The organism is Desertihabitans brevis (genome assembly GCF_003327535.1).
Taxonomy (GTDB): Bacteria; Actinomycetota; Actinomycetes; order Propionibacteriales; family Propionibacteriaceae; genus Desertihabitans; species Desertihabitans brevis.
The window spans coordinates 240870-267238 of the sequence record NZ_QOUI01000007.1 but is presented as its reverse complement, the minus strand read 5'-3'; the positions used below and the strand labels follow the sequence as shown (position 1 = coordinate 267238).

Annotated in this window: 16 protein-coding genes and 1 tRNA gene; 13 read left to right on the top strand and 4 right to left on the bottom strand. The window is 73.7% G+C overall.

All coding sequences use genetic code 11. The annotated features are described in order from the left end of the window. Window positions 1–41: 41 nt before the first annotated feature. On the top strand, window positions 42–1547 hold the full coding sequence (locus DT076_RS12935) for a DUF7059 domain-containing protein (protein WP_114127081.1): 1506 nt from the start codon (window positions 42–44) through the stop codon (window positions 1545–1547). A gap of 78 nt (window positions 1548–1625) precedes the next feature. On the opposite strand, the gene DT076_RS12930 is transcribed toward DT076_RS12935, so the two are convergent. Together DT076_RS12930 and DT076_RS12925 are read right to left on the bottom strand one after the other, a co-directional pair. After that, window positions 1626–10127 carry an OmpL47-type beta-barrel domain-containing protein gene (locus DT076_RS12930; RefSeq protein ID WP_147264145.1) on the bottom strand — a complete coding sequence of 2834 codons (8502 nt, stop codon included), beginning with the start codon at window positions 10125–10127 and terminating at the stop codon, window positions 1626–1628. A gap of 146 nt (window positions 10128–10273) precedes the next feature. Further along, entirely contained in the window at window positions 10274–10762 is a 489-nt protein-coding gene (locus DT076_RS12925) for a hypothetical protein (RefSeq protein WP_114127079.1), read from the bottom strand. Window positions 10763–11165: 403 nt separating this feature from the next. Between DT076_RS12925 and DT076_RS12920 the strand changes: the two genes are divergently transcribed. The 11 genes from DT076_RS12920 to DT076_RS12870 all read left to right on the top strand — a co-directional run bounded on the left by DT076_RS12920 (window position 11166) and on the right by DT076_RS12870 (window position 23921). Next, a complete protein-coding gene (locus DT076_RS12920; RefSeq protein WP_114127078.1) occupies window positions 11166–11792 on the top strand; it encodes a winged helix-turn-helix transcriptional regulator in 627 nt (208 codons plus the stop codon). Further along, window positions 11789–13186 (top strand): glycosyltransferase, encoded by a 1398-nt coding sequence (locus DT076_RS12915; RefSeq protein WP_114127077.1) that lies wholly within the window; start codon window positions 11789–11791, stop codon window positions 13184–13186. Before DT076_RS12920 ends, DT076_RS12915 begins: the two co-directional genes overlap by 4 nt. Before the next feature lie 144 nt (window positions 13187–13330). Next, window positions 13331–16117, top strand: coding sequence for a type I DNA topoisomerase (gene topA, locus DT076_RS12910; protein ID WP_114127076.1), 2787 nt, complete (start codon window positions 13331–13333; stop codon window positions 16115–16117). A 3-nt stretch (window positions 16118–16120) separates the two neighbouring features. Continuing rightward, window positions 16121–17653, top strand: coding sequence for a CYTH domain-containing protein (locus tag DT076_RS12905; RefSeq protein WP_114127075.1), 1533 nt, complete (start codon window positions 16121–16123; stop codon window positions 17651–17653). Window positions 17654–17690: 37 nt separating this feature from the next. Next, entirely contained in the window at window positions 17691–18338 is a 648-nt protein-coding gene (gene tmk / locus DT076_RS12900; RefSeq protein WP_233493931.1) for a dTMP kinase, read from the top strand. Beyond that, on the top strand, window positions 18335–19534 hold the full coding sequence (locus DT076_RS12895; RefSeq protein ID WP_233493930.1) for a DNA polymerase III subunit delta': 1200 nt from the start codon (window positions 18335–18337) through the stop codon (window positions 19532–19534). Before tmk ends, DT076_RS12895 begins: the two co-directional genes overlap by 4 nt. A gap of 107 nt (window positions 19535–19641) precedes the next feature. Beyond that, window positions 19642–20490 (top strand): DoxX family protein, encoded by an 849-nt coding sequence (locus DT076_RS12890; protein ID WP_114127073.1) that lies wholly within the window; start codon window positions 19642–19644, stop codon window positions 20488–20490. A 74-nt stretch (window positions 20491–20564) separates the two neighbouring features. Beyond that, entirely contained in the window at window positions 20565–22151 is a 1587-nt protein-coding gene (locus DT076_RS12885; RefSeq protein ID WP_147264144.1) for an alpha/beta hydrolase, read from the top strand. Beyond that, a complete protein-coding gene (locus DT076_RS20265; RefSeq protein WP_199539158.1) occupies window positions 22148–22864 on the top strand; it encodes a sirohydrochlorin chelatase in 717 nt (238 codons plus the stop codon). Before DT076_RS12885 ends, DT076_RS20265 begins: the two co-directional genes overlap by 4 nt. A 179-nt stretch (window positions 22865–23043) precedes the next feature. Continuing rightward, on the top strand, window positions 23044–23694 hold the full coding sequence (locus DT076_RS20360; protein WP_114127071.1) for a LysM peptidoglycan-binding domain-containing protein: 651 nt from the start codon (window positions 23044–23046) through the stop codon (window positions 23692–23694). A gap of 154 nt (window positions 23695–23848) precedes the next feature. After that, a tRNA-Thr gene (locus DT076_RS12870) sits at window positions 23849–23921 on the top strand. 115 nt (window positions 23922–24036) lie between these two features. On the opposite strand, the gene DT076_RS12865 is transcribed toward DT076_RS12870, so the two are convergent. Further along, the gene (locus DT076_RS12865) at window positions 24037–24786 is read right to left on the bottom strand and encodes an SDR family NAD(P)-dependent oxidoreductase (protein WP_114127070.1); all 750 of its coding nucleotides are present in this window, start codon (window positions 24784–24786) and stop codon (window positions 24037–24039) included. Window positions 24787–24925: 139 nt separating this feature from the next. Here DT076_RS12865 and DT076_RS12860 point away from each other — a divergent pair, with 139 nt between their 5' ends. Further along, window positions 24926–25711 carry a helix-turn-helix domain-containing protein gene (locus tag DT076_RS12860; RefSeq protein ID WP_199539157.1) on the top strand — a complete coding sequence of 262 codons (786 nt, stop codon included), beginning with the start codon at window positions 24926–24928 and terminating at the stop codon, window positions 25709–25711. A 133-nt stretch (window positions 25712–25844) separates the two neighbouring features. On the opposite strand, the gene DT076_RS12855 is transcribed toward DT076_RS12860, so the two are convergent. After that, entirely contained in the window at window positions 25845–26324 is a 480-nt protein-coding gene (locus tag DT076_RS12855) for a DUF421 domain-containing protein (protein WP_114127068.1), read from the bottom strand. Between the last annotated feature and the right edge of the window lie 45 nt (window positions 26325–26369).

Here is a 26369-nt window from a genome sequence, read left to right as displayed (position 1 = left end):
GGACAGGTTCCCAGGGCGACGGCCCCGGTAGGTTTCACCCCGTGCCCCTCCTCGACGACGCCGCCGTCGCCCGCCTGCGGGACCGGCTGGAGGCCCTGGACTACCGCTCCGACCCGGTGCTCGCGCTGATCGGCGCCGACGGTCAGGCAGGGCTGGGGCGCAACTCGACGGTCCCGGCGGAACGGGTGCTGCGCGGGGACGGCTCGGAGCTGGCCACCCTGGTGCGGTTGTGGCTGCTGCAGCGCGAGGTCTCGGTGAGCGAGCTGCGTCGCGCCCTCGGCGACAGCCTGGACGACCTGCGGGCGGCCGGGCTGGTGGAGGCCGCCGGCGAGGTCGCACGGGCGGCGGTGGACGTCCGGCCCTACGCCAGCGACGACGACGGCGCGGGCGGCTGGCTGGTGGCCGACCTCACCCCCGGTCTGGACCAGCAGGTCGCGCCGATGCGCCCCGACTACGTGCTCGGCGCCTCACCGGCCTCGACCACCCTGGCCCAGCTGGCGATCCGACGTCCGGTCGGCCGCGCACTCGACCTCGGCACCGGCTGCGGGGTGCAGAGCCTGCACCTGGCCCGGCACGCCGAGCAGGTGGTCGCCACCGACCTCAACCGACGGGCGCTGGCGCTCGCCGATCTCACCCTGCGGCTGAGCGGGGCGCGCACCGGCTCCGGGCGTCCGGTCGAGCTGCGCGAGGGCAGCCTGTACGAGCCGGTGGCGGGGGAGCAGTTCGACCTGGTCGTCACCAACCCGCCGTACGTGATGTCGCCGCCGGAGGGCGAACGCCTGGTCTACCGCGAGGGCGGGTTCACCGGCGACGACCTGGTGCGCCGGGTGGTGGCCGACGGCACCCGCCACCTCGCCCCCGGCGGCACCCTGCAGGTGCTGGCCAACTGGGCCCACGTCCGTGGCGAGCACTGGGGTGATCGGGTGTCGGGCTGGGTGGCCGGCAGCGGCTGCGACCTGTTCGCGGTGCAGCGCGAGGTGCTCGACCCGGCTGCCTACGTCGAGCTGTGGCTGGCCGACGCCGGGCTCACCGGCAGCCCCACCTACCGCGAGCGGTACCACCGCTGGCTGGACTACCTCGAGGCGCTCGGGGTGGAGGCGGTGGGGATGGGGTGGCTCGCGGTGCACCGGGCCGAGCGGGCCCGGCCCCAGCTGCGCACCCTCGACTGGCCGCACGCGGTCCAGCAGCCGGTCGGGCCGGCGCTGGCGGGTCAGCAGCAGGGGCTGACCTGGTCGCTGCTGGCCGAGGAGGAGCTGCTCGCCCTGCGCTGGCGGCTCGCCGAGGACGTCGTGCAGGAGACCATCGGACGTCCCGGCGCGGCCGACCCCGAGCACGTCGTGCTGCGCCAGCAGCGCGGGCTGCGCTCCGCGATGGCCGTCGACACCGCCACCGGTGGCGTGCTGGGCGCGTGCGACGGCGAGCTCACCCTCGGCCAGCTCCTGGCCGCGGTCGCCACCCTGCTCGAGGACGACCCGGACGCCGTCCGTGCGCGGGTGCTGCCCCGGGTGCGGGAGGCGCTGGCGGACGGGCTGCTGCTGCCCGCCTGACCCGCAGAGCCCAGGTCCCGGCAGGCGCAGTGCCTGCCGGGACCCTCGGGGGAGGTCAGCGTCGCGGACGCGGACCCGTCACTGGGCGTCCGCCGGGGCGACGTTGGTCACCAGGTAGACGTTGTCGTTGTAGTCGTAGTTGATCCCGGAGTAGTCCATCGTCACGAAGTACTGCCCGGGGACCGCCTGGCCCTCGCGGTCCTCGACCGGCCAGATCCGGATGTGGTGGCCCAGCTGGCAGCCGGCGTTGCCGCTGCCGCAGCTGTCGGGGCTGGTGTCGTTGAGCGTCCAGTCGCTCGACTCCGGGTCGATCCGCCAGCTCCAGGTCGCCGGACCGGGTGTGAAGCTCGCCAGCGCCGGGTTGGTGCCCGAGCCCTGGATCCGCGGACGCAGGGTCTGCGCCCACGCACCGTTGTGCGTGAGCACCCGGTTGAACGAGCCCTTGTTGCCCACCGGGTGCCAGCCGAAGGCCGCGGTGTTGTTGCAGCAGGTGTGGTAGGCCGCGAGCTGGCGCACCGTGACCGGCTGGGACGTGTTGAGCCGGCGCCAGGTCCTCGAGTGCACCTCGTCGCCGATCTTCTCCAGCCGTCCGGAGTTGTTGACCTGCTGTCCGCTGCCGACGATGGTCGTCCCGACCCCGAAGGCCTCGACGATCTCGGCCACGTCCGGCTCGTTGCCGCCTTCGCTCTGGGACTGCCAGATCGCGCCCAGCTCGACCACCGCCGACGGCCCGTCCGACCCGTTGTGACGGATCCTCAGCTCGGACTCGAAGGCGGTGTTCTGCCCGCTGCCGACCCCGGTGAAGCGGACGGTCAGCGTCAGCTGGGAGCCGACGGCCACCGTGGCCGGCAGCTGGGGCGGGTTGACCAGCTCGAAGTCGTCCGGGTCGGCGACCTGCAGCCCGAGCACCTGCAGCGGGGCGCTGCCGTTGTTGCCCAGCCGCACCACCGCGGTGTCGGCGTTGGACGGGTTGGAGGCCGTCGACTGGATCCGGCTCATCACCAGCCGGTCGTGGAACGGCGCCGCCTCGGGGTTGGTGAGGGTGAGGTCGCCGTTGCCGAGCTGGACGATGCTGAAGGTCACCGAGCGCTCGGTGACGTTGCCGGCACCGTCGGTCGCGGTCACCTCGACGGTGTGGTCGCCGGTGCCGGTGACCTGGAACGGTGCGGTGTAGTTCTGCACCGGGCCGCCGTCGACGGAGTAGTCGACGAACTCCAGGGTCTGGTCGGTGGCCGTGACGGTGACGGTCACCGGGCCGCTGTACTCGCCGTCCTCGCCGTCGCCCTCCAGCGCGACCGCCACCCGCGGCGGCACCACGTCGGTGTCGGAGGTGCTGGTGATCCGCACCCACTGCAGCTTGGTGTTCGTGCCGGTGGAGGCGAGGGTCAGCGCCCCGTCGTCCACGTGCACGGTGGCCTCGCCCGTCTGGTAGTCGCCAGCGGCGCCGGGGTCGAACCCCTGCACCACCGGCGTCCCCTCGACGTCGACCGAGTGCACCGAGTCGGCGTAGTCGGGGTCGCCGACCGACACCTCGACGGTGTACTCGCCGTCGGCTACGGCGTACTCCCACTCACCGTCGACCACCCCCGCGACGGTGCTGTCGTCGACGATGACCAGGGAGGCCGTCAGCGGGTCGGACTCGGAGGTGCGTAGCCGGGTGTCGGCGGCCTTCGTCGCCCCACCTTCCGTGCGCACCCAGCCGTAGCCGCGGTCCTCGGTGAACAGCTGCCCGGTGTCGGCCACCCACCCCGACGGGGTGGGCGTGGCCGCGGTCTGGAAGTTCACCTGGGCCACCGTCTGCGGCTCGCCCGCCCCGTCGACCGGGGTCACCTCCACGTAGTTGATCTTGGTGTTGGTGCCGCCGTCCTGGTCGATCGTCAGTCGGCCGTCGAGCACCTCGACGGTGGCCGCCTCGGTGGTGTGGCGGTCGGGGGAGCCGTTGGCGGCGGGGGAGTTGCCGAAGCCCTCGACCAGGGCCACCCCCTCGGCGTTGATGACGTGGTCCTCCGGGGCGCTGCCCTTCTGGGCGTCGCCGACCGTCACGGTCACCTGGTAGGCGCCGTCGGGCACCGCGAGCTCCCAGCTGCCCTCCTGGGCGACCCCGCCGGAGGCGTCGGGGGGCAGGTCCATGTGCAGCAGGGTGTCGAGGCGCTGGTCGGCGGCGAGGTTGCGGTCGCGGCCGTTGCCGACGAGGCCCAGTGGCTGGCCCGAGGTCGCGCCGACCCAGCCGTAGCTGAGGCCGCTGCCCTGGTCGGCACCCGAGCGGGTGCCGAAGGCCTCACCGGAGTCGCGCAGGTAGCCAGCGGGCACCGGTGCGTCCGCGCTCTGGAAGTTGACCTTGACCGTCTCCGCGACCGGCGGCGGCTCCTGCCCGGCCACCCGGACGTTCTCCACCACGAACACGTAGTCCTGGTAGTCGCCGTTGGCCGCGTCCTCGAAGGCCACCAGGAACCGGTCCCCACCCAGCGGGTAGGTCCGGGCCCGGTGCAGCCCGCCGCTGTCGTTGCGGGCGTCCTCGGTGTAGCCGGTCCGGTCGAAGGTGTTGGAGAAGTAGTAGAGCCCGAACTCCTCCTCGCCGGGGTCGAACTCGGTCTGGCTGCCTGCGGCCGTTCCCGGGTGCAGCGTCTGCAGCTGCCCGTTGGCGATCGATCCGACCTGGTGGGTGGTGACCTGCGACCCCTCGGCGGTGTACCAGCCGAAGGGCAGATCCTCCTGCGGCGCGAACGCCGCCACCGGCCGCATCGTCACCGGCCCGTCGCCGGCCCGCTCGAACAGCGGCGCGAGCACTTCGTCCCCCTTCGGTGCCGGGTCGGTGCCCCCGGCCAGACCGCTCCAGCCGGCCGTGACCTCGAGCTCGAGGGCGTCCAGGACCAGCTGCAGCGGCGGTTCCTCCCCGCCCTCCTGACCCTGGAAGGCCAACGCCCGGAGCGCGACGGTGCGGGTCACCCCGTCCGGGGTGGAGAGCACCAGCTCCGCCGTGCGCACCCCGACCGAGCCGCTCGGGTCGAACCCGATCGTCAGGGCCTTCTCCCCGCCGGCGGCGACGGTGCCCGGGGTGCCGACGCTGAACTGCCCGGCGTGCGCGCCGCGCAGGGCGGCGGTCACGGCGACCGGCTCGTCACCGGTGTTGTGCAGGGTGATCTGGGTGCTGTCGGTGGGCTGCTCGGTGTTCAGCGTCGCCGACATCGTCACCGAGTCCGTGCTGACGTCGATGCCCCCGGCGGTCTCGCCCTCGGGCACCCGCAGCAGGTAGAGCTCCTGCGGCTCACCGCCGCGGTTGTACTGGTTGATGTAGAGGTTGCCCGGGTTGACCGAGGTGTCCTCGATGAGGTCCAGCGGGTCGGCGTAGCCGGTGAAGCCCGGGACGTCGGTGCCGTTCTGGGCGCCGAGCACCTCACCGTCGTCGGCCACCTGCATGGTGAGGATGTCGTCGTTGCCGCTGAAGCGGACCACCATCATCCGGTCCTTGAGCGCCCCGCCGAAGGTGTCGGAGGTGTACTCGATGACGCCGTTGGGCGACTTGTTGAAGTCGAAGTCGTAGGCCCACCCCCGGTAGTTCGGGTCGGGCTGGGTGCTGGCCGGGTACTTCGACCCGCCGGAGCCGGCGCCCGCGGGCAGCCCGGCGTTGTTCAGCGCCCACTCGCACCGCGTCGGGTTCGGGTGGCCGTAGTAGCCGCCCTGCTCGACGTCGAAGAGGAAGTCGCGCTGGGTCGGGTGGTTGGTCACCGCCGGCACCGAGCCGCCGGTGTAGGGCTGGCCGTCGATCCGCCGGGTGCTGCACACCTCGGTGACGTCGGTGCCGTTGCCGTAGCCGTTCTGCCCGGCCTGCTGGGTGGTGCTCATCGTCATCGTGCCGCCGGCCACCGTGACGCCGGGGCTGTTGCCGCCGCCGGCGGTGCCGTTGGTCGGGACGTAGAGGTGGCCGTTGGAGTGCCACAGCAGGTCGTAGGCGTTGCGGATGCCGGTGGCGTAGATCTCCAGCGGCGCACCGTCGGCGTACGGGTCGTAGTCGCCGCCGACCTCCTCGGTGGCGACGTCGATGGGACCGTCGGTGCGGGCCGTCTGCAGGGCCTGCTGCGGGTCGAAACGCAGCAGGGCGGCGGTCAGCTGGGTCTCCCCGCGGGTGCCCCAGGCCCCGTCGACGTCACCGGCGGCCTGGTTGGAGCCCTGCAGGAAGTACAGCCAGGGCTCGCCCCCGTCGCCGGAGGGGCCGTAGCTGAGCGAGTTGGACAGGTGGTCCTTCTGCGAGCGCGGCAGGTTGGTGAAGACGTCGGTGACCACCGGTGCGTCCACGTCGGAGAAGTCGACCACCGACAGCGTGGAGCCGATCCGGGCGCTCTCGTTGCCGAGGTTGGCTGTGGCGTGGGTGACCCAGGCCAGGTCCGGGTCCGAGGTGTCGAACACCAGGCCGACCGCGGCCCGCCCGGCGAACAGACCCAGGTCCTGGGCCGGGCCGAGGGTGCCGTCGGGCAGGATCTCGTAGCGGAACATGCCCTGGCCGATGGTGGTCGCCCACAGGTGGCCGTCGTGCACCACCAGCGAGGCGAAGTACTTGCCGTTGGCCGAGCCGGAGGCGGTGGGCAGCAGCACCTTCTCGAAGCTGACGCCCTCGACCGGGGTGAACTCCTCCTCGTTCTGCCCGCCACCGTCGTCGCCGGTGGTGAAGTAGGTCTGGAACGCCCCGAAGGTGTTGCCGGCCTCGTCCAGGACCCCGTCGATGACGTAGCGGTAGGTGGTGTCGGGCTTGAGCGCGGCGCCGGGGCTGAACGAGATGGTGTCGTTACCGCCGGTGGAGCCGCGGTTACCGGTCACCTCGACCTCACCGGTCGGGGTCTGCTCGAAGAGCTTGACCGCCGCGTCGGTGAGCGAGGTGTCGCGGTCGGGGTCGACGCCCAGGCCGGTGCCGGGGACGGAGACCGAGGCCGAGACCGAGGTGTCGAGGGCCACGTCGGTGGCCCGCAGCGCCGGGACGGTCGCGGTGACGAAGGGCTGCGCGCCGAGGCTGCGCACCCGGACGTAGTTGATCTTGGTGTTCTGCCCGCCGATCGCGCTGACGGTCAGCCGGCCGTCCTCGACGCCGGTCTGCACCGTGACCTCGCGGAACTCCTCGGCGGAGGTCGCCTGGAACTGCGCGATGGCCACCCCGTTCTCCACGTTGATGGCGTGACGGGAGTCGTAGACGGTGCCGGCGCCGGGCTGGTCGCCGACCGAGACCGTCACCTCGTAGAGGCCCTCCGGCACGGCCAGCTCCCACGCCCCGGGCTCGCACTGGTTGGTGGTGCAGCTGATGCTGCCGCCGAAGACGGTCTGGATGTCGCGGTACTGCAGGTGCATCAGCGTGTTGAGCCGCGGGTCGATCCCGGTCCGGTCGCGGAGCCGGGCGTTCTTGCTCATGTCGAGCGGGGTGTCACCACCCTGGGCGACCCAGCCGTAGCTGAGTCCGTCCCCGCGGTCGCCGAAGGCGGCACCGGTGTCGGCCCGGTAGCCGGCCGGCACCGGGGCGGTCGCGGGCTGGAAGTTGATGTCCAGCGCGAGGTCGTCGAGCACGGTGATGGTGAACGAGGCGGTGCTGGTGGCGGTGCCGTCGTCCCCGGTCACCTCGACCGTGTAGGGCTGCTCGGCCACGGTGTCCTGGGCCAGCGTGCCGGAGATGACGCCGTCGGTGTAGGCCAGGCCCTCGGGCAGACCCGCGACGGTGACGGCGACCTCGTCGTCGTCCTCGTCGAAGGTGCCGACCGGGATCCGGGTCTGCTGGCCCTCGACCAGGGTGCGGTCACCGGTGAGCAGGACCTCCGGTGCGGTGTTGCCCGGGGCGGTCTCCCGCTCCACCTGGACGCCGAAGTCGTCGAAGGTGACGGTGACCGGGGTCGTGGCCTCGTTGCGCTCGGTGGCGAAGACGCCGGCCAGGCTGGCGGGCGTCCCACCCTCGCCGAGCGCCGCACCCTCGAAGAAGGAGGCCGGGACCGGGAACGAGCCCAGGGAGACCGGGGCGGCGCCACCCACCTGGTAGCTGCCGACGGCGGTGCCGGCCTCGGCGTCGAGCACCATGGTCAGCGCGACGTCGGTGCCCTCGGGGAAGACGGCGGAGTTCTTCTCGTCGGTGGCCCCGACGACCTTCCCGCCCACCTCCCGCTGGAACTGCACCCGCACGTTGGTGCCGGACTGGTTCTGCACCGAGAGGTTGACCAGGTTGTCCTCGTCGAGGCCGAACCACAGACCGCCCTTCTCGGCGTTGGCCGTCGCGTCGAAGTCCGGTGCGACCACCGTGGTGCGGACGGTGGTGACGGCGTCGGCCGCCTCCACCCCGACGCCGAGGGCGTTGAGCAGCGAGTTGGTCCCGGTGGTCTGGACGTTGTCGGCGTACTGGATGCCACGGGTGGCCTCGACGGTCAGGGTGCCGTCGGCGACGTCCAGCAGGGAGGGCTCGAAGCCGGGCACCTCGGGGTTGCTGGGGGCTCCATCGGCTGCCAGCCGCGCCGAGGGCGGGTCGACCAGGGTGAACCCGGTGCCCTCACCGTCACCGTCGACCAGGCCGCCGCCCGCGCCGTCGAAGGTCAGCGCTACCGGGGGCTCGGGCACCAGCGCGTCGCAGCCCAGGGTCGACAGCGGCGTGCAGGCCGCTGCCGGCTCGTCGGCGACGAAGGCGGCGTCCAGGCTGAAGGCGGCGAAGCCGCTGTTGGCGGCCACCACGAGCTGGTACGCACCGGCCCTCTCGGCCCCGACGCTGACCTGCTCGGGGTTGCCGGCGGTGACGGACTGCCCGACCAGGGCGCCGTCGGGGTCACGGACGAACAGCGAGAGGTCGGCCGGGCCCTGCCAGGAGAGGCTGCCACTCAGGGTGCCCGGTCCGGAGACCTCGAAAGGGTAGGTGCGGTAGCGCTGCCCGGTGGTGTGGGACGTCCCGAGGAAGGTGCGCTCGTCGGCGGTGGCCTGCACCGCGACGTCGAGGTCGAAGTGCGCAGAACCGCTGGGGGCGGAGACGTAGAGCCGGTAGGTGCTGCCGGCCTCAGCGGAGAACGACAGCTGCTCCGGAGTGGCCGGGGTCTGCGAGCTGGCCAGCAGCGGTCCGGCGTCCGGCGTCTGCGGGTCGGTGACCTCGCGGACGTACAGGTCGAGGTTGGCCCCGCCCTGCCAGCCCAGCGACGCGGTCGCGGTGCCGTCCTCGGTGGCGGTGAAGTCGAAGGAGTCGTAGCCCTGACGGCCACCGCCGGTGGCGGTGAAGCCCAGGTGGCCGGGGAAGCTGCGCCCCGCACCGGTCTGCAGCGCGGCGTCCAGGGTGAAGGCAGCGGCGCTGCCGGTGGAGGAGACGACGAGCTGGTGGTCACCGGGCTCGTCGACCTCGAACGCGATCCGCTCCGGGTTCGCCGTGGTCTTGGAGATGGCAACCAGGTCGCCCTCGGGGTCACGCAGGTAGAGGGCGAGGTCACCCGGCCCGGACCAGCCGAGCTCGGCGGTCAGCAGGCCCGGCTCGTCCACGGCCAGGGTGTAGGTGCGCCAGTTCTGCGAGGCGGGGTCGGTGGTGCCGACGATGGACCGTCCGGGCCCGGGCCGCAGGGTCGCACGCAGGTCGTAGCCGGACGCGCCCGAGGTCGCCTTCACGGTCAGCCGGTACCGCTCGCCGGCGCTGACCGGCAGGCTGAGCTGCTCGATGTCGGCGGTGGTGGCCGAGGACAGCAGGATGGCTCCGACCTGACCACCGGTCGAGAGGGGACTGAGGTAGAGGTCGAGGTTCGCGTTCCCGACGGCGTCCAGCTGGACACCCAGCTCGCCGTCGGCGCCCACGGTGACGTCGTGGGACTCATACACCTGTCGGCCGCCGCCGGTGGAGACGAATCCGGCCTGGGCGGTGAAGTGGCGCTCCTGGCCGGCGGTCAGCGCACCCGCCTGGCGCAGGGAGGAGGTGACCTCGTAGGCCGCGGTGCCGCTCTCGGCCCGGACCAGCCACTCGTAGTCGCCTGCCGGCACCTCGGCGGTCAGCCGCTCCGGATTGGCGTCGGAGCGGATGACGTCGACGACGGCGCCGCTCTCGGTGCGCAGGTACAGCCCGAGGTCGGCCCCACCCGTCCAGCCGAGGCTGCCGGCCACCACGGTCGGCGCGGTGACCGAGAACGGGTGCGCCCGGTAGGTCTGCCCGGCCGAGGCGGCGGTGCCCAGGTAGCGGCGCTCGGGGTCGGCGGTCTGGTCGGTGCTGAGCGTGTAGTCGCTCACCCCGGCCGCCGCCTGCACGTAGAGCCGGTAGGTCTGGCCGGCGACGGCCTCCCAGCTCAGCTGCTCGGGCCGGGACGCGGTGCTGCTGTGGCTCAGCATCGGCCCGACCGTGGCGGCGTCGGGGTCGTCGACCCGGCGGACGAAGAGGTTGAGGTCGGCGCCGGCGGCAGGCCAGGCGAGGCTCGCGGTGACGGTGCCGGCCGTGGTCGGCGTGATGTCGTGGGTGCGCCAGGCCTGGCCCTGGGCGTCGACCTGACCGGTGCTCTCGGCCGCGGCCGCGGGCGTGGAGGGGCTGGCGACCAACGAGGTCAGCAGCATGGCGAAGACGGCGAGCGCGGCGGCACAACGGCGGCGCGCAGCTGATCCGGACACCGGAGTTCCTTTCGGGTGGGACGGCGCTGGTGGCGTGGAGAGGCTGGTGGCGTGGAGAGGGCGTGCGGGGACGGGCGGTGGTGTGGTCGAACGGCCCGGTGGGCTGCTCGGGACGGGCCCGGTGGACGTCCGGGCGGGCCGGTGGCCTACTCGGGCAGGACGTCCTCGAGCTCGGCCGCCAGCTGCTCCTGCTGCTCGCGGGCCTCGCCCTCCAGGTCGCCCGGGACGTCCGGGTCGGTGGCTGGTTCCTCGGCCTCGGCGAGCTCGTCCAGCGAGGCGGCCTCGACCGCGTCGTCCTGGTCGCGCTCGTGGCGCTCGACGGCCTCGTCGAGCTGGACGGCCTGCTCGGCAGGGTCCGGTTCGTCGGGTGCGGTGGTCACGTCGTCCAGGTCGTCGGAGCCGGCCGGCGGGGTCGGCTCCTCCTCGGCGGCCGCCTCGAGCTCGGCGAGGTCGGGCCCGGGGCCCGGCTCCTCGGCCGGTCCGAGCGGCACCGACTGCGGCGTGGGCTGCTCGGTGCCGGGCCGGTCATCCGACCCCTGCTCCGGGGGTGTGGCTCCCGACCCGACCGGAGCGGGGCCGGCGCCGGAGGGCGGAGGTGATGCGCCGTGCTGGCCGACCACCAGGCCGGCCAGCACGACGACGGACGCGACGGCGGTGGCGACGCCCGTGACGACGAGTCGCGGTCGAGTGCGACCGCCCTGGTGGCGCCGATGCGCCCGGTGTTCTGCCATTCCGATTCCCCCGAATCTCCCGTATGGCTGGCTAGAGCCTCACCGACCGGGTCGGGCGAAGGCTCGCGGTCCTATAACGAACAGATAACGGGCCTTCTGCGGGTGCTGGCACCTGGGTCAGAGTGGCGCCATCGCGAGCTTCGGGGGCTCGCCAGGCGTCGTCGCGGCGCACCGAAGGCCCGCGGCGGCGGTGCCAGACGCTCATCGGGGGAGAAGCGTTCGGATGACATCACGTGATACGCATCTGTCAACTTTCTTGATCGTACGGCTGGGGATTTCCAGCGGTTTACTCAATTCCTTACAGGGGGTGGCCGCCGGGTTGTCGGTGGGTTACCGGGAGGTGGACGACGTCGCCGCGGCGATCCGTCGGCTGCGGCACGAGGTGCCCTCCCTCCTCGTGGTCCAGGCCGACGGTGGCGACCACCGGGTGGCCGAGGCGGTGCGCCGGCTGACCCGCCACCTGCACGAGGACGCGGGACTGCTGGTCCTGCTCGAGCAGCGCGACCGAGAGGTCGGACGACGTCTTCGCCTCGACGGCGCCGACCACGTGCTGACCGGACCGTCGGTGCTCGACGAGCTGCGCCGGGTGGTGCTCCGGCTGCACCACCGGGCCGTGCAGAGCCGCGACCGCGACGCCGACCGCTGGACCTGGGGCGAGCTCGCCATCGACCACGGCCGCCGGGAGGTGCGGGTGGGCTCGCGGCTGGTCGAGCTGACCCGCTCGGAGTTCGAGCTGCTGGCCGTGCTGTCGCGCCAACCGGCTCGCGTCTTCACCCGGATCGAGCTGTCCCGCGTCGCGCTGCACGAGGGTGGGGGCAGCTCGCGGGCGCTCGAGTCGCACCTCAGCCGGCTCCGGCGCAAGATCGAGCTCGCCGACGGGCCGCGCGTGGTCCAGCCGGTGCGGGGCGTCGGCTACCGCCTGGAGGCCTCGTGAGCACCGCGAGGACGGCCACCACGGCAGGTGCGGAGGGTGTCGGCGTCCGCCCCGGGGTCACCCGGGTCGAGGCCAAGCCGCTGCTCGCGGTCCTCCTCTTCGCCGGGCTGGCCGGGCTGACCGCCGTGCTCGTGCTGCGCGGCTCGGGGCTCTCGCTCTACGGGGCGCTGCTGCTGCCGCTGCTCGTCCTCAAGCTCGTGCTCTCGCTCGTGTCGCGTCCCGAGCACCCAGACAACGCGCTGCGGGTCGGGGTGGTCGTCACCGTCTACAACGAGGACGCCGAGCTGCTGCGGCAGTGCCTGGACTCACTGCGCGACCAGAATCGTCGTCCGCACCGCGTGGTGGTCGTCGACGACGCCTCCACCGACCCCGGTGCTCGGGAGCTGGCGCGCTCGGTGCCCGGCGTCGAGCTGCTCGTGCACCCGGAGAACCGGGGCAAGCGGGAGGCGCTGGCGACCGGGTTCCGGGCGCTGGAGGGGACGGTCGACGTCTACGCCTGCATCGACTCCGACGCCCGGCTGGAGCCCCAGTCGCTGCGCGAGGGGATGCGGCCGTTCAGCAACCCGCGGACCGAGGCGGTGACGGGGATGGTCATCCCGTCCAACCACGACCGCAACCTGCTGACCCGGCTGGTGGACGTGCGCTACGTCAACGCCTTCCTCATCGAGCGCGGCGCCTACAGCACGCTGGGCTCGGTGCTCTGCGTGTGCGGCGTGCTGGCGCTCTACCGGGCCGACATGGTGCACCGCAACCTCGCCGGGTTCCTCACCCAACGCTTCCTGGGCGCCCCGGCCGTGGTGGGTGACGACCGCCACCTCACGAACCGGGCCCTGCTCACCGGTGAGGCGGTGCTGGCCGTCCAGGCCGTGGCGCACACCGCGGTGCCGGAGAACGTCTCGCACTACCTGCGTCAGCAGGCCCGCTGGGGGAGGTCCTTCTTCCGTGAGTCGCTCTGGTCGTTGCGCCACCACACGCCTCGGCGCCCTGCCTGGTGGCTGTCGCTGCTGGAGCTGGCCCAGTGGATGGTCTTCACCTCGATGCTCGCCTGGGTGCTGGTGGTGCACCCGCTGGTCAACGGCGGGATGGTGCTGCTGGACTACCTGTTCTTCGTGGCGGCCATGTCGCTGGTCCGCTCGGTGCGCTACTTCGACGTGGTCCGGCCGGACCAGCGCCTGCGGTCGCGGCTGCTGACCTTCGCGGTGACGCCGCTGTTCGGCCTGCTCAACCTCTTCGTGATGATCCCGATGCGGGTCTGGTCGCTGGCCACGCTGCGCCGCTCGGCGTGGGGGACCCGGAGCCGGATCGAGGTCACCGCCGAACCCGTGCCGGCGGTGGTCCGGCCCGCGGAGGCCCCGCTCCCGCGGCGGGCGCCGGCTGCCGTCCCGATGCCCTGAGACGGGTCCGGGCGGTGTGCCGCCGGAGCTTGCGCCGTCCGTCCCGCGGGACCCGACCGACGTCGGCCGTTGGGGGTACGGTGTCCACCGTGCCCGCCGGGAGACCGGAGCGGACGGCGGGCGGAGCAGACGGAAGAGGCAGCAGTGGCAACAACGACGCGACGACTGGTGATCGTGGAGTCGCCGACCAAGGCGACCAAGATCGCGAGCTTCCTCGGCGACGGCTACGTGGTGGAGTCCAGCCGTGGCCACGTCCGCGACCTGCCCACCGGTGCGGCCGACGTCCCCGCCAGGTACAAGGGGGAGAAGTGGGCCCGCACCGGGGTCAACGTCGAGTCCGGGTTCGAGCCGCTCTACGTCGTGCAGCCCGAGAAGAAGGGCACCATCCGCGACCTCAAGGCCGCGCTCAAGGACGTCGACGAGCTGCTGCTGGCCACCGACGGTGACCGCGAGGGCGAGGCGATCGCCTGGCACCTGCTGCAGGAGCTGAAGCCGAAGGTGCCGGCCCGCCGGATGGTCTTCCACGAGATCACGCCGGGTGCGATCGCCGAGGCGGTGGCCAACCCCCGCGAGCTCGACACCGACCTCGTCGACGCCCAGGAGACCCGCCGCATCCTCGACCGGCTCTACGGCTACGAGGTCTCCCCGGTGCTGTGGAAGAAGGTCATGCCCCGGCTCTCCGCCGGTCGGGTGCAGTCGGTCGCCACCCGCCTGGTGGTCGACCGCGAGCGGGAGCGGATCGCCTTCCGCAGCGCGAGCTACTGGGACATCGACGCCGTGCTCGGGACGGGCGGGGAGTCGGAGGCCGAGCCGACCTTCGGCGCCCGGCTGACGACGGTCGGGGAGCGCCGGATCGCCCAGGGGCGCGACTTCGACGCCCGCGGCCGGCTCAAGGGCGACCCGCTGCACCTGGACGAGCCCGCCGCCCGCGAGCTCGCCACCCGGCTGGAGACGGCCGCCTACGCGGTCAGCTCGGTCGAGTCCCGGCCCTACACCCGCCGTCCCTACGCCCCCTTCCGCACCACGACCCTGCAGCAGGAGGCCGGCCGCAAGCTCGGCTTCACCGCCCAGCGCGCGATGTCGGTGGCCCAGGAGCTGTACGAGCGCGGGTTCATCACCTACATGCGGACCGACTCCATCACGCTGTCCTCCTCCGCGGTCGAGGCCGCCCGCTCCCAGGTGCGCCAGCTGTTCGGCTCGGAGTACCTGCCGGAGAAGGCCCGGGTCTACACCTCCAAGGTGAAGAACGCCCAGGAGGCGCACGAGGCGATCCGGCCGGCCGGCGACACCTTCCGCACCCCGGCCCAGACCGGGCTCACCGGTGACGCCTTCCGGCTGTACGAGCTGATCTGGATGCGCACCGTCGCCTCGCAGATGGCCGACGCCCGCGGCCAGTCGGTGCGGGTGGAGATCTCCGCCCGGCCCGAGCAGGGCGAGACCTGCACCTTCGTCGCCACGGGTCGGACCATCACCTTCCACGGCTTCCTCAAGGCCTACGTGGAGTCGGTGGAGGAGAGCAGCGGGGCTGAGTCCGATGACGCCCAGGCACGGCTGCCCGAGCTCACCGAGGGCCAGCGGCTGACCGCCGAGCGGGTCACCCCGAACGGCCACACCACGAGCCCGCCACCCCGCTACACCGAGCCGTCGCTGCTGGCCAAGATGGAGGAGCTGTCGATCGGGCGTCCGTCGACGACGACCTCGATCATCCGCACCATCACCGCCCGCGACTACGTGTTCAAGAAGGGCTCGGCGCTGGTGCCGACCTGGTTGGCCTTCGCGGTCACCCGGCTGCTGGAGGAGCACTTCGCCAAGCTCGTCGACTACCAGTTCACCGCCGAGATGGAGGACGTCCTCGACGAGATCGCCGGCGGGCGGGCGGACCGGCTGGCCGTGCTGAGCGACTTCTACTTCGGCGGCGCCAGCACCGACCTCGGCCCCAGCGGCGGCCACGAGGGGCTGCAGACCCTGGTCAACGAGCTCGGCGACATCGACGCCCGGCGGCTGTCGACCTTCGAGCTGGGTGATGTCGACTCCGGGGTGGTGGTCCGGGTGGGCCGCTACGGCACCTACGTGGAGGATGCGGAGGGGCGCCGGGCCAACGTCGCCGACGACCTACCCCCCGACGAGCTCACCGTCGAGCTGGCGCGGGAGCTGCTGAGCCGGCCGATGGGTGAGGAGCGCGAGGTCGGCACCGACCCGGAGACCGGGCACACGGTGGTGGCCCGCAACGGCCGGTTCGGGCCCTACGTCACCGAGGTGCTGCCCGAGGACGCGCCCAAGAGCGCCAAACCGCGCACGGGCTCGCTGTTCTCCTCGATGACCATCGAGGACGTCACCCTGGAGCAGGCCCTGCAGCTGCTCAACCTGCCGCGGGTGGTCGGCACCGACCCCGACGGCGTGGAGATCACCGCCCAGAACGGCCGCTACGGGCCGTACCTGAAGAAGGGCACCGACTCGCGCTCGCTGAGCAGCGAGCAGCAGATCTTCGACATCACCCTGGACGAGGCGCTGGCGATCTACGCCCAGCCCAAGCAGCGGGGCCGGGCCGCGGCGAAGCCGCCGCTGAAGGAGCTGGGGGAGGACCCGGCGAGCGGGCGGCCGATGGTCGTCAAGGACGGTCGCTTCGGTCCCTACGTCACCGACGGGGAGTACAACGCGACGCTCCGCCGCGACGACGACCTGGAGACGCTGACCCCCGAGCGCGCCGCCGAGCTGCTGGCCGAGAAGCGGGCCAAGGGCCCGGCCAAGAAGAGCAGCCGGAAGGCGGCCCCGAAGAAGACCGCGGCGCGCAAGAGCACCTCGAGTGCGACGACCGCGGCCGGGAAGACGACGGCGAAGAAGACCCCGGCGAAGAAGACCACCGCGAAGAAGACGGCGGCGAAGAAGACGACGGCGCGCTCGACCTCCGGGTCGGGCCGGACCGGGCAGTGAGCGGTGGCGAAGCGCGACGACACCCGGGTGGCGGCTGAGACCGACGGGGCCGCGGGCCGGCGTCCGGACGTGCTGCGGGCCGGTAGCGAGGTCCGCGAGCGCACCGGTGGCGGCGGTAAGGACCGGCCGGCGCCGGCCAAGCGGCGCTACTTCGAGCTGCCCTACGGCGTGCCCGGGCAGCGCCTCGTCCGGCCCGACCTCGACCTGGTCAGCATGGTCTCCCGCGGCCCGACCCAGACCTACGAGATCGACGTCACCGTGCTGGACGCCGCCGACCTCCGGCTGACCCGGGCCGGCGTCACCCTCGCCCACCGGGTCGCCGAGGGGCGCGGGGAGTGGTACCTCGCCGCACCGGGCTGGGCGCCCTACCTGCCGGTGGAGACCATCGAGCCGATGGGGGAGGCCGACCTGCCACCCGGGCTGGCCGAGCTGGTGCTTCCCTTCCGCCGGCACGCACCGCTGGAGCCGGTGGCCGCTCTGCACTGCGAGCGCTCGGAGTTCGTCATCCGCGGCGCCGCCCACGAGACCCGAGCGGTGCTGCACGACGACCGGGTGACGGTCCGGCGCGGCGGGATGACGATGGCCCGCTACCGGGAGGTGACCCTGCAGCCGGTCGACCTCAACCGCAAGCAGCTGGGCTGGCTGACCGAGTCCCTGCAGGCCGTCGGCGGCACCCGGGTCAAGGAGCTGCCGCAGCCGGGCACCCGGCTCGGCGTCCCCGCTTCCGCGCTCGGCCGCTTCGACGACGTCGAGTGGGACACCGGCACCGACCTGGAGGGCTTCGTCACCGCGCTGCTGGCCGCCCGGCTGCGCGAGTGGCTCACCGCCGACCTGTCGCTGCGCACCGGCACCACCCACGACGCCCGGCTGCTGACCGAGGTGCTGGCCGGGTTGCGCGGTGAGCTGCGCGGGCTGGCCCAGGCGCTGGAGCCGCGCTGGGTGGAGGACGTCGACCAGGAGTTCGACTGGCTGATCGACCAGCTCGGCGGCCTGGACGCCGACCCGGGACGGGCCCCGGTGACCGCCGGGCCGGTGCTGCGCAGCCAGCGCTACCTGCGTCTGCTCGACCTCGTCGTGCAGTCCTCCAGCGTGCCCCGGCTGGGCACCGCGGGCACCGCACCGGCCACCGAGGCGGTCGCGCTCGCGGTGCAGCAGGCCGTGCACGCCCTGCTCAAGGCGGGCCGTACGCTGTCGCCGACGTCACCCTCGGAGGACTGGGCGGGGTTGCGGGTGCTGGCCGACCAGGCCCACGCCACCACCCTGGTGGCGCGGCGCAACCTGCCCACCTGGGCCCGCAAGGTCGACAAGCGGGTGCGCCGGCTGACCGAGCTGCTGCCCGGGTGCGTCGACCCCCAGCTGGCCGAGATCGAGCGGTCGGTCAGCGAGCTCGGGCCCCAGCAGGCCTTCAGCGCCGGACGCCGCTACGAGCAGCTGCTCGCCGCCCAGACCCGGGCCCGGCGCGAGGTGCTGTCGCAGTGGGGGCCGCTGCAGGAGCGGTTGCGCGCCGCGGTCCGGGCGAACGGCACTCCCCGGTGAGCCGGCGTCCACGACGGCTCCGCCCCGGGGCCCGGTGGTGACCGGCCCGGGGCTCTTCGTCGTCCTCGAGGGCGGCGACGGGGTCGGCAAGTCCACCCAGGCCCGGCTGCTCGCCGAACGGCTGACCGCCGCCGGGCACGAGGTGGTGCGGACCCGCGAGCCGGGCGGCACCCGGCTCGGTGAGCTGGTCCGCGCGCTGCTGCTCGACCCGGCCCACACCGAGATGGCACCACGCACCGAGGCCCTGCTCTACGCCGCCGACAAGGCCCAGCACCTGGCCGAGGTGGTGCGGCCCGCGGTGGCGCGCGGGGCGGTGGTGGTCAGCGACCGCTACGTCGACTCGATGCTGGCCTACCAGGGCGCGGGCCGGGTGCTCGACGCCGGCGAGGTGGAGCAGGTGGCGCGCTGGGCCACCGAGGGGCTGCGTCCGGACCTGACCGTGCTGCTCGACCTCGACCCGGAGCAGGCCGTCGGCTCGCTGGTCAGCAAGGACCGGCTGGAGGGAGCCGGCGCGGAGTTCCACGACCGGGTCCGCCAGGGGTTCCTGTCGCTGGCGGCCCGCGAGCCCGACCGCTACCTGGTGCTCCCGGCCCGCCGGCCGCGCGACGAGATCGCCGCGGCGGTCTGGGCGAGGGTCGCGGCGCTGCCGGAGCTGTCGGACGGACGTGGCACGGTGATCCGGTGAGCACGACCACGACCGAGCTGCCGCCGGGGGTGTGGGCCGACCTGGTCGGCCAGCAGGGTCCCGTCGGGGTGCTGCGCCGCGCCGCGGCCGGGCACCGGCACGCGATGAGCCACGCCTGGCTGGTGGTCGGCCCGCCCGGTTCGGGACGGTCCACCGCCGCCCGCGCCTTCGCGGCGGCGCTGCAGTGCCCCCGGCAGGGGTGCGGGCAGTGCTCGGAGTGCCGGACGTCGCTCTCGGGCGCCCACCCCGACGTCACGCTGGTGCGCACCGAGATGCTCTCGATCGGGGTGGACGAGGTCCGCGAGCTGGTCCGTCGGGCGGCGATGAGTCCCACCCTCGGACGTCGCCAGGTGCTCGTCGTCGAGGACGCCGACCGGCTCACCGAGCGCGGTGCGGACGCCCTGCTCAAGAGCATCGAGGAGCCGGCGCCCAAGACGGTGTGGCTGCTCTGCGCCCCCACCGCCGACGACGTGGTGCCCACCATCCGCTCCCGCTGCCGCCTGCTCACCCTGGCCACCCCCCGACCGGCCGACGTGGCGGCGCTGCTGCACCGCCGCGACGGCGTGGAGGAGTCGCTGGCCGCCGAGGTCGCCCGGGCCGCCCAGGGCCACATCGGCCGCGCCCGGGTGCTGGCCCGCGACGAGTCCGCCCGGGAGCGGCGCCGGGAGGTGCTGCGCATCCCGGGCCGGCTGACCGACCTCGGTGCCTGCCTCACCGCGGCCGCCGCGCTGGTCGAGTCCTGCGCCGCGGAGGCCGGCGCGGCCACCGCGGAGGTGGACGCCCGGGAGCGGGCGGCGCTGGAGGAGGCGCTCGGCTTCGGCGCCCGCGGTGCGCGTCCCAAGCAGGCCGCCTCGGCGCTGCGCGACCTGGAGGAGCAGCAGCGGGCCCGGGCCAAGCGCTTCCAGCGCGACGCCCTGGACCGGGCGCTCACCGAGCTCACCACCTGGTACCGCGACGTGCTGGCGCTGCAGACCTGCCAGGCCCGTGAGGTGGCCCCGGAGCTGGAGGGACGACCGGGGCCGGAGCTGGTCAACGAGGAGCTGCGCCCCGAGCTCGCCGCCACCGCCCGCCGGGGCACCCCGGAGGCGACCCTGCGCCGGATCGACGCGCTGCTGGCCTGCCGGGAGGCGCTGGAGGGCAACGTGGCGCCGCTGCTGGCCGTCGAGGCGATGATGATCGCCCTCGTCCGCGGCTGAGCCCCGGCAGCGTGCCGACACTCCGGCGGCGGGGGCCTCCACCCGGTGCGCCGGAGAGGTTGACAGAATCCCAGGTGCACCACGTGGACGAGGCGAAGGAGTGGCGAATGAGCGCGAACGGTCCCGAGAGCACCCCCGGCTCCCCCGGGGCGCGGGACGACGACGCGTCGACCGCCGGACGTCCCGACGCCACCCCCGGCGGGGAGCGTCCCGCCGGCTCCGGCTCCCGTCCCGACTTCACCCCGGCCGGGTCGGGCGAGCGGGGACGTGAGGCGGGCCCGGACGACGCCACCACCACGCTGCCGCGCTACGAGGGCTCCGACCGCTCCTCGACCGAGCAGACCAGCGTGCTGCCGACCACGAGCGGGGGCGAGCGTCCCCGCGGCACCACCGGTAGCGGGCGGACCGGGGACACCGATGCCGCCGACGACCGCGCCGCCGCCCGGGCCCGCCGTCAGCAGGCGCTCGGGGTCCGCGAGCCCGCCCCGGCGGAGGAGGACCACGAGCCCACCGTCGACAAGCGCAGCACCGACCGCTTCCTCGGCTCCCTCGGGCTCTTCCTGCTGCGGCTCGTGGTCGCGGTGATCATGGGCGTGCACGGGGCGCAGAAGCTGCTCGACATCGACGGCACCACCCAGTTCTTCGCCTCGACCGCGCTGCCCTACCCCGAGGTGTTCGCCCTCGTGACCGCGATCGGGGAGGTGCTGGTCGCGCTGGCGCTGGTGCTCGGCCTGCTGGTCCGCGTCGCCGGTCTGGGCATCGTGGCGATCAGCGTCGGCGCGCTGGTCTTCGTCTACTGGTACCGCTGGCCCTTCTCCGACCAGCCCGGGTTCCAGGGCGAGCTGGAGCTGCTGCTGGCTGCCGTCGGCTTCCTGCTGTTCTGCCTCGGTGGCGGCTGGTGGGGCATCGACGCGGCGATGCGCCGCGGACGGGCGCGCCGCCGGGCCGGCGCCTGAGCCCCGCCCGACCGGCCGGACGCCCCGCCCGCGGACGGACCGGACGGCGCCGGGCGCCACGTAGGGTGTCCGGCGTGCTCCGGATCCGCTCCAGGCTCAGCGCCTGCGCCGCCCTCCTCGCGGCCCTCGTGCTGACCTCCTGCTCACCGGGCACCCCGCTGCCCAACCCGCTCGACCCGTCCGAGAGCACCGACCCGCCCTCGGCCACCCCGTCGGCTGGGCCCACCGACCATCCCGACCGACCCGCGCCCGCCGTCCCCGACGTCGAGCCGGAGGGCTTCGTCGACCCGCCACCGGGTACCGGGATGGCCCGCTACCACGACCAGGACGTCACCTGGCTGCCCTGCGGGGCGGCGTTGTGCGCCGACGTGTCGGCGCCGCTGGACCACGACGAGCCGGACGGCCAGGCCCTCACGCTGCGGATGCTCAAGGTGCCGGCCACCGCCGAGCCGCGGCTGGGCACGGTCTTCGTCAACCCCGGCGGGCCCGGCTACCCCGGCACCAGCCTGGCCGCCGGCTTCGACCGGACCGGGCTGGAGCAGTACGACGTCGTCGGCTGGGACCCGCGCGGTGTCGGCGCCTCCACCCCGGTCACCTGCTTCCAGGGTGAGGACCTCGACGCCTTCACCGCGATGGACACCTCACCCGACGACAGCGCCGAGGAGCAGGCGCTGATCGTGGCCAACCGCTCCTTCGGCCAGTCCTGCCTGGAGCGCTCCGGGCCGCTGCTGGAGCACATCAGCAGCGTGCAGACGGTGCACGACCTGGACCTGCTGCGGGTGCTGGTGGGCGATGAGCGGCTCAGCTACGTCGGCTACTCCTACGGCACCTATCTCGGGGCGCTCTACGCCGAGCTGTACCCCGACCGGGTGGGCCGGCTGGTCCTCGACGGCGCGGTCGACCTCAGCCGCACCTCCGAGACCATCCAGGCCCAGGGCTTCGACCGGTCGCTGACCGCCTTCGCCGAGTGGTGCGTGGCGCAGCGGTGCTCGCTGGGGGAGAGCCCGACCGCGGTGGTCGAGCAGGTCACCCGGGTCTTCGACCAGACCGACGTGCAACCGATGCCGACCCGCTCGGACCGCCAGCTCACCCAGTCCCTGGCGGTCACCGGGGTGATCTCCAGGCTCTACTCCGAGGCCCGCTGGCCCGGGCTGCTGCAGGTGCTCGAGCTGGCCCGCGAGGGCGACGGCAGCGGGCTGCTGTTCTACGCCGACGAGTTCAACGAGCGCGGAGCCGACGGCCGGTACGGGCAGTCCGCCTTCGCCTTCCCGGCCACCTCCTGCGTGGACACCGCCGACGGCGGCATCGAGGACGCGCTGCAGGACTGGGAGCGGGCCCAGGAGGTGGCGCCGGTGTTCGGCCGCTACGGCGGACCGGCGCTGACGTGCCCCGTGTGGCCGGTCGAGCCGGACGTCTGGCAGGAGCCGATCCGGGGCGCGGGTGCGCCGCCGGTGCTGGTGGTGGGCACCACCGGCGACTCCGCGACCCCCTACGAGTACGCCGTCGCGATGGCCGAGCAGCTGGAGTCGGCGCAGCTGCTGACCCTGGAGGGTGAGGGTCACGGCGCGTTCCGGCAGGGCACCCCCTGCATCGACGGGGCGGTGGTGCGCTACCTGGTCACCGGAGAGCTGCCGCCGCCGGGGACCCGGTGCCGGGAGTGAGCCCGGCGGGCACCGACCCGGTGCTGCTGCTGTGCGCCCACGGAACCGACGACCCCGAGGGGCGCCGGGTGTTCGAGCGGCTCTGCACCCGGGTGGCCGAGACCGGACGGGTCCGCGTGGAGCCCACCTGGGTCGACGTGCAGCACCCGCAGGTCGAGGAGGTGCTCGGACGCCTCGTCGCGGCGGGGGAGCAGGTGGTGCTGGTGCCCGCGCTGCTGTCGGCCGGCTACCACACCCAGGTCGACATCGCCGACGCCGTGGCGGCCCACCCCGGACGGGCCGTGGCCACCGGCGCGCTGGGTCCGCACCCGCGGCTGGCCGACCTGCTCCACCGACGGCTGGGAGAGGCCGGGGCCCGTCCCGGGGACACGGTGGTGCTGGCCGCGGCCGGGTCCAGCCGGGTCGAGGCGTCCCGGGCCGTGGAGGAGACGGCGGGGCTGCTGGCGGCGCGCTGGGGTGCCCCGGTGCGCATCGGCTACGGCTCCGCCGCCCGGCCCTCGGTGACGGAGGCCGTCCGGGAGGCCCGCGCGGAGACGTCCGGACGGGTGGTGCTGGCGAGCTACCTGCTCGCCCCGGGGTTCTTCCACGACCGGCTGGTGGCGCAGGGGACCGACCTCGTCACCGCTCCACTGGGAGCGGAGGCGGAGGTCCTCGACGTGGTGCTGGACCGCTACCGCTCCGCCGTCGATCCACTGCGGAGCCCGAATTCCTGAAGATCGTTTGGCTTTCTCTCATCTGTTCCTTATGGTGGCGGGGCCGCCGACGTTGGTCTGGACCTCATCGCAGGACCGCTGACCACGCCGGCGGCCCCGGGCGCCGACTGGCTCCCGGGTCGTGTGGAACCGCAGCCGCCCCCGACGCACCGGGGGTGGCAGCAGCAGGAAGGAAAGCCATGACCCGATCCATCGCCCGCGCCGCCACCGGTGCGGCCGCCGTCGCCGGCCTCGCGCTCGGCCTGACCGTCGCCACCGGGAGCACCGAGGCGCACGCCGACTCCGTGTGGGACCGCGTCGCCGAGTGCGAGAGCAGCGGCAACTGGTCGATCAACACCGGCAACGGCTACTACGGCGGCCTGCAGTTCTCCGCCTCCACCTGGAAGGCCTACGGCGGCACCGACTACGCCCCGCAGGCGAACCAGGCCTCGAAGTCCGAGCAGATCGCGGTGGCGCAGAAGACGCTGGCCGCCCAGGGACCGGGTGCCTGGCCGGTGTGCAGCGTCGAGGCCGGGCTCACCCGCTCCAACGGCGGGGCCAGCAACAGCTCCTCCGACGACGACAGCTCCTCGAGCAGCAGCGCCTCCAGCAGCCGTTCTGAGGGGTCGAGCTCGCCGAAGCGGTCCACCGGCAGCTACTCCAGCAACGACTCCTCCAGCCCCCAGCGCGCTGCCGACGGCGAGACCGTGACCGTGCAGGCCGGCGACACCCTCAACAAGATCGCCGAGCGCGAGGGCGTCGAGGGTGGCTGGAAGGCCGTGTACGAGATGAACGACCAGCTCTCCGACCCCAACCTCATCTACGTGGGGCAGAGCATCACCGTCGGCTGAGGCCCCGCCGCACCGACGCATGACCGGGCCCGCCCCCTCCGCCCGGAGGGTGCGGGCCCGTCGTCGTGCCGCCGGCGGGGACCGGGAGCGGATTCGTCGCCACCGCCCGCCCGCGGCTATAGTCTGCTGCCGTGCCCGGCCCGTCCGGGTGCGTGCCGCCTTAGCTCAGTTGGCAGAGCGACGCACTCGTAATGCGTAGGTCTCGGGTTCGACTCCCGAAGGCGGCTCGGAAACCTCAGCTGGTACAGGACGCCGTCGTCATGCGTAGGTCTCGGGTTCGACTCCCGAAGGCGGCTCCAACTCTCGGGTTCGACTCCGAAGGTGGCTCCACCACGCATCCCCTCACCACGGGAGGTCGACGCCCTCCCACGTGGTGAACGTGCCCGAGGCTCCGCCCGGGCCGAGCCGGCTGACCCGTACCACCTCGCGTGCGGCGTCCTCGGCCGACTCGGTGCCGTGGAAGCCGGTCAGCGCGGTGCGGGCGAAGCCCGGCGAGACCAGGTTCACCTTGACGCCGGTCGTCGCCGACTCCAGCAGCATCGCCAGGGTCACCCCGTGCAGAGCGGTCTTGGACGCGGCGTAGACGACGTCGTAGGCCTCCCGGGTGGGCGAGGACGGGTCGAGGCCCAGCGACAGCGAGCCGAGCGCGCTCGTCACGTTGACGACGCGGGCGTCCCCCGAGCGCCGCAGCAGCGGGAGCACGGCCTGGTACACCGACAACACGCCCAGCACGTTCACCTCCCAGACGGCCCGGACGTCGTCCAGCGGGGCGGTGCCCGGGGTCGAGGTGCGCCGGAACTCCGCCAGGCCGACCCGGCGGGTCGTGCTGATGCCGGCGTTGTTGACGAGCAGGTCGAGACGTCCCGCCTCGTCGGCGATGCGGTCGGCGGCGGCGGCCACCGAGGCGGGGTCGGTGACGTCGAGCTGCACCGCGACGGCACTGCCGCCGATCTCGGCGGCCGCCCGCTCGCCCCGGGCGGCGTCGCGCGAGCCCACGAACACGGTGCGGTGGTCGGCGGCGAGGTCGGCGGCCACCCGCCGGCCGATGCCCTGGTTGGCGCCCGTGACGAGGGCGATCCGGTCGGTCGTCATGTCGTGTCCTCCTACCGGGACGCCGACCCTGTGCCGGTGTCCTCCGCGACGACTCTGCGCCGGTTCCCGGGCGTGGGGGAGACCCCGTCGGGGCTGGTACCGGCAGGGCCACCCGCGCGCGTCGAGCAGAATGGGACCCGTGCCGGGTGCCGGGTCCGAGTTCGCCGCCTACCTGCGTTCACGCCGGGCGCTGGTCCCCGCCGAGTGGGTCCCACCGGGTCGCAGGTCGTCCAGACGCGTCCCCGGGCTGCGGCGCCAGGAGCTCGCGGACGCGGCGGCCATCTCGGTGGAGTACTACACCCGTCTGGAGCAGGGCCGCGCCCCGCACCCGTCCCGCGCGATCCTGTCGGCCCTGGCGCAGGCGCTCCGCCTGCGGCCGGCCGAGCGGGACCACCTCTTCCGGCTGGCCGGTGAGCTGCCGCCGGAGCCGCCCGCGCCCCGGACCCGGATCCGGCCGGGCCTGTCACGGATGCTGCAGGCCCTGGACCGGACCCTGCCGGTCACCGTCCACGACGGCCGGCTGGATCTGCTCTCGCGCAGCGCCGCCGCCGACGAGCTGCTCGGGCCGCTGCCGCCGGAGAGCCGGTTCCGTCGCAACCTCGTCTTCCAGGCCTTCACCCCGCCGACCGGACCACTGCCCGCGGAGGACGGGGGCGCCTATGCCCGGTTCGCCTCCGCGGAGCTGCGTTCGGCGCTGGCCCGCTACCCCGACGACGAGTACCTGCGCGACCTGCTGGCCGAGCTGACCGCCACCAGTGCCGACTTCCGCGAGCACTGGGCGCGCGGCGAGGTCGGCGGGCAGCGCTCGATGGTCAAGCGGCTGCGCGACCCCGAGCGGGGGTGGACGGTGTTCCGCGGCGAGATCCTGCACGATGCCGAGCGCGACCACTGGGTCGTCATCTACACACCCGAGCCGGACGCCTGACCCGGCCCGCTCACCCGCCCAGCGCTCCGGGTGCCGCGTCAGCGGCAGAGGCAGGTCGCACCGCCGCTGGCAGGCCGGCCCACCCAGCGATCAGGCCCCGGGTGGGAGGAGGGGTGAGGGCGGCGGAAGGGGCTCAGGACGGGTCGGAGGGCTCCCGGCGGAGCACGCTGAAGCTCCCGTCGCTCTCCAGGACGACCGCGGCGACGTCGTCCAGGTCGGCGTGACCCTGGGCGCGCGCGGCCTGACGGACCTCCTGCGCGGTGACGCGCTCGCGCCGCAGGGACCGCTCCAGGAAGCCGTCCCGGTAGAGCAGGCTGGGCTCGGAGCGCACCAGCTGCCCCACGCGAGGGACGCGCACCGAGGTCCAGGTGACGACGTACTGCAGGACGACGAGCAGGACCAGGCCGAGGACGCCCTCGGCGGCGCTGACGTCGGCGCTGAGGAACGAGGTGGCCAGGGTCGAGCCCAGCGCGACGGTCACGACGAGGTCGAACGCGTTCAGCTTGGACAGGGTCCGCTTGCCGGTCAGCCGGAGGACCGCGACGAGCGCGACGTAGGCGACCGGCCCCACCACGAGGACGCGGCCGAGGTCGTACCAGGAGTCGAACCACATGCCGGGCACCTACCCGCTCGGCGCACTCCCACCACCGGGAGGGCG

Coding starts and splice junctions, on each gene's coding strand:
- DT076_RS12890 (WP_114127073.1), top strand. CDS start 19,642: ATGAGCGCGAACGGTCCCGAGAGCACCCCCGGCTCCCCCGGGGCGCGG.
- DT076_RS20360 (WP_114127071.1), top strand. CDS start 23,044: ATGACCCGATCCATCGCCCGCGCCGCCACCGGTGCGGCCGCCGTCGCC.
- DT076_RS12865 (WP_114127070.1), bottom strand. CDS start 24,786: ATGACGACCGACCGGATCGCCCTCGTCACGGGCGCCAACCAGGGCATC.
- DT076_RS12855 (WP_114127068.1), bottom strand. CDS start 26,324: ATGTGGTTCGACTCCTGGTACGACCTCGGCCGCGTCCTCGTGGTGGGG.